9 protein-coding genes are annotated in these 6,877 nt (G+C 65.1%); 5 read left to right on the top strand and 4 right to left on the bottom strand.

Going from position 1 to position 6,877, the window contains the following annotated elements:
- Nucleotides 1-3: 3 nt before the first annotated feature.
- Nucleotides 4-339, bottom strand: a complete 336-nt coding sequence (locus WA965_RS26455; RefSeq protein ID WP_526294243.1) for a hypothetical protein — start codon at nucleotides 337-339, stop codon at nucleotides 4-6.
- A gap of 191 nt (nucleotides 340-530) precedes the next feature.
- Between WA965_RS26455 and WA965_RS26450 the strand changes: the two genes are divergently transcribed.
- Nucleotides 531-932: a lipoprotein LpqH gene (locus WA965_RS26450; protein WP_526294288.1), complete on the top strand. Its 402-nt coding sequence runs from the start codon at nucleotides 531-533 to the stop codon at nucleotides 930-932.
- Between the two features lie 15 nt (nucleotides 933-947).
- Here the strand turns inward: WA965_RS26450 and WA965_RS26445 are convergent, their stop codons facing one another.
- On the bottom strand, nucleotides 948-1,406 hold the full coding sequence (locus tag WA965_RS26445; protein ID WP_526294244.1) for a copper chaperone PCu(A)C domain-containing protein: 459 nt from the start codon (nucleotides 1,404-1,406) through the stop codon (nucleotides 948-950).
- On the opposite strand from WA965_RS26445, the gene WA965_RS26440 reads away from it, so the two are divergent.
- From WA965_RS26440 to WA965_RS26430, 3 genes are all read left to right on the top strand, one after another.
- Complete coding sequence (locus WA965_RS26440) at nucleotides 1,399-1,572, top strand: hypothetical protein (RefSeq protein WP_526294245.1); 174 nt, start codon at nucleotides 1,399-1,401, stop codon at nucleotides 1,570-1,572. The genes WA965_RS26445 and WA965_RS26440 overlap by 8 nt on opposite strands.
- A gap of 248 nt (nucleotides 1,573-1,820) precedes the next feature.
- Nucleotides 1,821-2,642, top strand: a complete 822-nt coding sequence (locus WA965_RS26435) for a SigB/SigF/SigG family RNA polymerase sigma factor (RefSeq protein WP_526294246.1) — start codon at nucleotides 1,821-1,823, stop codon at nucleotides 2,640-2,642.
- 44 nt (nucleotides 2,643-2,686) lie between these two features.
- Nucleotides 2,687-3,202, top strand: coding sequence for a DUF421 domain-containing protein (locus tag WA965_RS26430; RefSeq protein WP_526294247.1), 516 nt, complete (start codon nucleotides 2,687-2,689; stop codon nucleotides 3,200-3,202).
- Nucleotides 3,203-3,205: 3 nt separating this feature from the next.
- Here the strand turns inward: WA965_RS26430 and WA965_RS26425 are convergent, their stop codons facing one another.
- Complete coding sequence (locus tag WA965_RS26425; protein WP_526448213.1) at nucleotides 3,206-4,594, bottom strand: DUF2254 family protein; 1,389 nt, start codon at nucleotides 4,592-4,594, stop codon at nucleotides 3,206-3,208.
- A gap of 284 nt (nucleotides 4,595-4,878) precedes the next feature.
- Here WA965_RS26425 and WA965_RS26420 point away from each other — a divergent pair, with 284 nt between their 5' ends.
- Nucleotides 4,879-6,225 (top strand): cation:proton antiporter domain-containing protein, encoded by a 1,347-nt coding sequence (locus tag WA965_RS26420; protein WP_526294249.1) that lies wholly within the window; start codon nucleotides 4,879-4,881, stop codon nucleotides 6,223-6,225.
- A gap of 43 nt (nucleotides 6,226-6,268) precedes the next feature.
- Here the strand turns inward: WA965_RS26420 and WA965_RS26415 are convergent, their stop codons facing one another.
- Nucleotides 6,269-6,823 carry a hypothetical protein gene (locus WA965_RS26415; RefSeq protein ID WP_526294250.1) on the bottom strand — a complete coding sequence of 185 codons (555 nt, stop codon included), beginning with the start codon at nucleotides 6,821-6,823 and terminating at the stop codon, nucleotides 6,269-6,271.
- Nucleotides 6,824-6,877 lie beyond the last annotated feature (54 nt).

Here is a 6,877-nt window from a genome sequence, read left to right as displayed (position 1 = left end):
CTCCTAGGTTCTTTTTCGTGACAACACCGTCTGCGCACCGGCAGCGAGCAGGGCGAGGGCGCCCACCGCCGCCACCGGGATCGTCCACAGCCTTCGGTCCTCGAGATCCTTGGTGCACAACCGGGTGGCATTCGCGTCGGTGACGATTCCATCGGCAACAGGTACGTTGGCCGCGCTGGCGTCGTCGTTGGCGCGCGCCTCTGACAGGTCAGGCGCGACCGCACTGCCACAACTGACGTCGGTTCGGTCAGCAGAAATCGACACGGGGACCATGAGACCCACAATCCCGACGAGCAGGGAAACGACCCCGACGAACACCAACACCAATCGCAACTTCATGACTGGGCACGTACCCGTGTGTGGTCGCTTCATACGTTGTGGTCTCACACGTGTTGGTGACCTTGCACGAGGTCGCCATAGTATGGCGCGGCATCGGCTGGGTACTCCCAAGCATGAAGGTTGCTACGCCGACCCGGGCGAGGCGTCATCGCGGTCGGGTGCGGGTGTTATCGACGACGATCGCGGTGACGATGGTAATCGCGGGATGCTCGAGCGGTTACGAAGCGCTCGGCACGCACACCGCACGTGTTCTGATCAACGGCAGCGATATCGGTGATCAACCGCCGATTCGATGTGAGCAATCCCAATGGGTGTGGTTCATCGAATCGTTGCGGGAGACGCCGGGCTTCACCGCTCAGGTCAGCACCGGCGACACGGTGCAGGCCCGGTTGGTCCGGATCGATGACTTGGGCGGCTTCACCGGAAGCTCCTGGAATGCCGCCACCACCGCCCCATCCACCCCCAGCGGAGTCGGGGTCGACGCCGAGTTGGTGGACGGCACCTTCACCATTTCCGGCACGGCCATGGGGTATTACGACGACGATCCTGCCGAAACCACCACCGCGAGCTTCGAGATTCGTACCGACTGCTGATACCCGGTCAGCACGTCACGGTGCCTGAACAGGGCACGCCTCCACCGGCACCGGCATAGTCAGATCCCCGGCGCGTTCGAAGTGGAAAGTGACATCAGCAGTCGTGGCAGGAAGCAGACCCGGATCCAATTGGTCCAGCATTACTGCGGGGCCGCTTGCGTCACCGGGGCCGGGTTCCGCGTTCGGCTCACCGAAGCCGATGGCCGATTTCGGCGGAATGTCTACGTTGGTGAGAATCCGCGCTTGTGACGCCGCATCCGTGGTCAACCCCAGTAGCCGCTCGGTTTCGGCCGGACGATTGTTCGTGACGGTGAACCGCATCGCACCCCCGGCGTTGAGCTGAATCACGCACCGACCCGGAACGTAGGTCGGCACGATGTAGGCGTTCTCCACCGAGGTGTCCTCGGTGTGTGAACCCGACCCCCGGTTCGACGAGTCGAGGACCGGATCTTCACCGCAGCCGGCGATGAACATCAGCGTGGCGCTGCCCAGGAGCGCTGAACCTCTCCTGCATATCGACGACGTTCGCATTGTCTCCTTTCTGCGCGGCACTGCCGATGACATTCTCAACGGTGGCCGCGGATTGTCGGTGCGCAACAACCGTTGCCTCGGCCTCAGGTTCCCCTCCGCGCGCAATTGATACCCGGGCCGACGAATGCGTTTCACGAATCCGACACCGCTACTTCAGCGAACTAAGAGGGGCCTGTGGCTTTGGTGTAGATCGCGTGAATCTCGGAAGCCCAGCTGCGTATCTCACCCCTGCCTTATTGCGATTCGGCAACGATCGATGCCCGACCAGGGTTTTCCTTTTCATTCGGGTAGGCGGTCAGCAGGTAATCACGTGGAAGGACCCGACAGTCACTTCTGCGCCCCAGCAAGGAGGCCGCCATGACCGTCGCGGAGCGCAATCTCAGCGAAACAGAGCACGAGGTCTCCGCGCGTGACCCGGACTGGACGAACATCGAGGAGCAACTGGTGAACCTGGCCGATTGTGACAACGCCGATGAGCGCCGCCGTCGCCGCCTGCACATCATCACCGAATGCCTTCCACTCGCCGACCACATCGCCTACCGGTTCGTCGGGCGCGGCGAGCCGTCCGACGACCTCATTCAGGTCGCCCGAATGGGTCTGGTCAAAAGCGTCGACCGATACGCGTCGAGCAAGGGTCGGTTCCTGTCATTTGCCGTGCCGACAATTCGCGGGGAGGTGCGGCGGCACTTCCGCGACAGCACCTGGTCGATGCGTGTGCCCCGAAAGATCCAGGAGACCCAACTCCGGATGCGACATACGGTCGAAGAGCTCTCCCAACGGTTGAACCGGCCGCCGACGAACCGCGAAGTGGCCCGAGAACTCGGCGTCGACGATGACATCGTCGCCCAATCTGAGTCAGCGCACTGGGCGTATCGTCCCGTGTCCCTCGATGCGCCCCGGAGTGACGACGGGGTGGGGGAGACCAACGTCGGCGCCACCCAGGGGACCCACGATCCGGGCTTCGAGGCCGTCGAGGACCTCATCGTCCTGCGTGAGGTGATCGCCGAATTGGATGACCGGCGCCGGGCGATTCTCGGAATGCGCTACTTCGACTGTCTGACACAGCGCGAAATCGCCGTGCGGCTCAACATCTCGCAGGTGCAGGTATCTCGACTCCTCGACGGCACGTTGGCGCGACTTCGCCACCGCATGTTCGGCGACGCTCCCGCGGTCGCGTGAGAGTGGGGGTTATCTGACGATGGCGTGGGAAATGGTTGGTCCACATGTGGTTTGACGCTTGGACCGATATCGCAAGGGTGCTGTTGGTCGGATCCGCCGCCTACATCACGTTGGTTGCCGTATTGCGGATCTCGGGCAAGCGCACTCTGGCCAAACTGAACGCGTTCGATTTGGTGGTGACGGTCGCCGTCGGCTCCACTCTGGCCACGATTCTGCTCAACGCCGACGTGTCGTTCGTGGAAGGCGTGACGGCGCTCGCACTGCTGGCCGGCCTGCAGTTCTTGGCGGCGACCATTTCCTCGCGGCTGAAGGCCGGACGTTCGGTGCTGACTTCGCGGCCGACTCTCCTTGTGTCGCAGGGTCGTTTGCTCGACGACGAATTGCGCCGCCAGCGTGTCAGCGCAGACGAGATCCGCCAGGCCATCCGATCGTCGGGGCAAGGTGATGTCAGCAAGGTGGCCGCCGTGGTGCTGGAATCCGACGGGTCGCTCAGTGTCATCGGCAGCGACAAGATCGGCGACTGGTCTGCGCTGACCGGAGTGGCGGACGCACCCGGGTAGTCCTCAGGTCGCCGGCCAACGCCTCTCGAGGGCGTCCCGGACGTCATGGGCGAGCCGGTCGAGTCGACGGCTGTCGATCACGTCGAATCTCTGTTCCGCCGCGGCATTTTCCAGCCGCCGCAGCTGATCGGTGATCGCCTGCCGGTGGCTGGGTAGGACCACCACCCATGCGAGTTCGCGCAGCAACGACAGCAACCGGGCCAGCACGGCTGGGTCGCTGGCGCCGTAGAGCTGCGGTTGGCTGCAGACCAGGTCGAGCAGGTCGGACAGGTCCGGTCGGGCTACCACCACCCGCAGCACTTGGTCGTCGTCGCGCAGGATCCGGCGTCCCAAGCGGTACCCGGCGAGATCGCACAGGGTCGCGCTGCACGAGTTCAGTCCGTGGATCGCGGTGGTCGGATCGTTGATACCGGGGCTCAGTGCCCGGACCACCACATCGGTCAACTGGCGAAGCCCGTAACCGATGTCCTGGGTCGACGTGCGCTCGATGCCGGTAGTCAGGGCCCGGCCCACCCGGTCGCCCACCGATGCCAGACAGTCGTCGTCGAGGAGACCGCCAGACGTCCCCGCGGCCCAGCACAATGCGACCGGAACCCCCGCCACGATGTCCGACCCGACAGGTCGGTCGATCCAGATCACCACGTCGGCATCAACAGCGGCCGACAGCAGGGCATCCTCGTCGATCTCCACGAGAAAGCCCGACGAGCGGGCCGAAATCACCGACGCACCTGTGGGCGGGGTCGGCGCGAAGTCGTGGTCCGGGGTGTCGTCGAGCGGCTCGAGCATCCGATGCATGTTGTCCGTGACGTCGGTTGCGACGTGGTCGAGCATCGTCTCGATCCGGATCTGCCGAACCAGGTGCCCGAGGAAAAAGACCAGTGCCAGGACACTGGCCATGGCCAGCAGATATGCCACAGTGACCGCGATCTGCGGGACGAACTCCGCACCGGAGTCGCTGTCGTTGCGCACGGTGCGCAGCACCGTGAGCGCGTAGACGAAGGTGGCGAGGAACAACGCCAGGGTGCGCTGGACGAACCGGTCCGCTGCGAAGGTTCGCAACAACCTCGGGGTGTACTGGCTGCTGGCCAGTTGGAGGGTGACGACGGTCAGTGAGAACGTCAACGACGTCACTGTGATCAGCGAGGTCGCGACGGCCCCGAGAACCTCTCTGGCCGCGTCGGCACCACCACCGAACAGATAGGCCGACACCGTGGGTGGGATCTCGTCGTCGAGGGCGCTGTCGAGTTCCGGGATGGCGACACCGGCGAGAATGGCGGTGACCACGCCGAGTGCGGGCACCGGCCACAGCCGGCTTCTCCACGCATCGACGAATATTGCGCGCCGCCGCCGGAGGCCCTCGACGATCCCGGATCGGTCACCTCGAGATTTCATCGGCGCAGACAACCGAAATGGGACGGACCAGATCGAGGGCCCAACGGTTCGGTTCCACCAGCCGAGGTGCTTCGACGCACAACGCGTTGGCAGCATGGCGACCGCATCGTCACACCGGCGGCGGTGCCGGTCCGGATGTCGGCATCACTCATCAGATCTCCCTCGGGTGCTGTGCCAGGGCAGCACCATACCGCCGGCCCGGTGCAGGTACCCGGGTCTCGTGGCGATATACGTGTCAGCGATCCCCGATGCTTGGCGTTCGGGCCTTTGGGAACCCGTGATGAGTGGATCTGGATATCGTGCTCGTAGTCGTAGGTCTGCTAGGTGTCATCGTCGCGACAGTGTCGGCGAGAATGCGCAGCTTGCCGGTCTCCGAACCGCTGCTCGGCATGATCGCCGGCATACTGTTGGGTCCACAGTTCATCGGTGTGCTGGCGATCCCGACGCTGGTGGCCGAGCAGTCGCTCCTGCACGAAGCAAGCAGACTTCTGCTGGCGATCTCGGTGATGGCGGTGGCCCTGCGCTACCCCCTCGGCGACGTGCGCCGGCACGGTCGGGTGATTCTGATGCTGCTGTTGATCGTGCTGCCGATGATGGCAGTGGTGTCGGCGGGCCTGGGCTGGGCACTTCTTGGTATGTCGCTCGCGGCCGCTGCTCTCTTCGGTGCGGCCATCAGTCCGACCGACCCCGTTCTGGCGTCCAGTGTGGTCACCGGAGCGGATGCCGAACGGGATCTGCCGGCCCGCGACCGGCAACTGCTGTCCATCGAATCGGGGTCCAACGACGGCTTGGCGCTGCCCCTCGTGCTGGTGGCTGTCGCCGTGGCCGGGCCGCTCAGTGCAGGTGATGCCTTGATGGAATCGCTGTGGCAGGTGTTCGGTGGTGTCGCCCTGGGCATGGGGGTCGGATGGCTGGGCGGGCACGCACTCCGCCTGGGTGCTCGTCACGGAGCGACCGACCGCGCGCCTGCGTTGTTCTTCACGGTGGTTCTTGCGCTGGGGATTCTCGGAGCAGCCGGAATGCTTTCCGTGGACGGGGTTCTCGCGGTTTTTGTCGGGGGGCTTGCGTTCAACCTCGTCGGTACCGGCGGTGAGCGCGCATCGGAAGTGTCGATCGACGAGGCGATCAATCGATTCGCGGTGTTGCCGCTTTTTGTGTTGTTCGGGGCTACGTTGCCGTGGCCTCACTGGCGCGAACTCGGTTGGCAGGGTGTGGCACTGGTGCTCGCCGTTCTTGCGTTGCGCCGGGTGCCGATCGTGCTGCTCATGAAGTGGCCCATGCAACTGCGCACCCCGGACGCGCTCTACCTGGGGTGGTTCGGACCGGTCGGTGTGTCGGCGTTGTTCTACCTGACGATGGAAGCGGAACGTCTCGGCGTGAATGAGGACGTGCTCGCCGCCGGGTCGCTGGTGGTGGCATGCAGCACGGTCGCTTTCGGCGTCACGGGGGTTCTCGGTCGCGTTCTCTATCGTCGGACCGCAGCCGGCTCAGCCCCCGGTGGGCGCAGCGCCGCGCATATGGACGGTCACCCACTGCGCCACCACGATCGCTACTGCGACGGCCAAGGTGATACCCAACGTGAGGACGTCGGTGCCGAATTTCATCACCACGAAAGGGACGAGAACGAGTAGGTCCGGTTCCGACGCGCAAACGCCAAATCAGTGGGCTCACCGACTAGGGCCGGTCGGTACCGACGATCTCGTTGAGCACGTCGTCGACCCGGCCGATGCCGCCGCCGAACGGGTGGCCGCGCTTGAGCAGATGGGTTCCCCACGGCGTCAACGCGATCAGCTTCGGAGAACTCGATGTCATCTGCATCCGGCGTTCGAACCGGACCTGGTCCAGTGGGGCGACGGGGTGACCGTTGCCGTCGCGATACACCCGCTGCGCACGGTCGAGGACCGCCAGCGGGGTGAACGTGCTCAGCGGGCGCTGCCGGATCCTGCGTGCGGACCTGATCGTGACTCCGGCCAGCACCGCCGCCGCGACGCCGACGGCGAGGAGCAGTGCCGCGAGTGTGACCGGCACCGACGAGCGGGCGTCGGTCGCGGCGCTGACCAACGAGACCGATCCGAAGCCACCGAACACCACGGCGACGACCGCGAGCACATACGCGGTGATCTCCACGGCACGGTTGCCGCGGTCGATGAGCAGCACCGCGGCGCCCTGCTCGGCCACCACCAGTCCGCCCTGCTCGGCGATGATGACAGGTTCGGTCGGCGTCGCCATGGGTTGAGCTTGCCGAATCCGGCCGCGAGCGCGCGGGCTTGCACAGAAATCCGC

The organism is Mycobacterium sp., from assembly GCF_049683935.1.
Classification (GTDB): Bacteria; Actinomycetota; Actinomycetes; order Mycobacteriales; family Mycobacteriaceae; genus Mycobacterium.
This window is presented reverse-complemented; position numbering and strand designations above follow the sequence as displayed.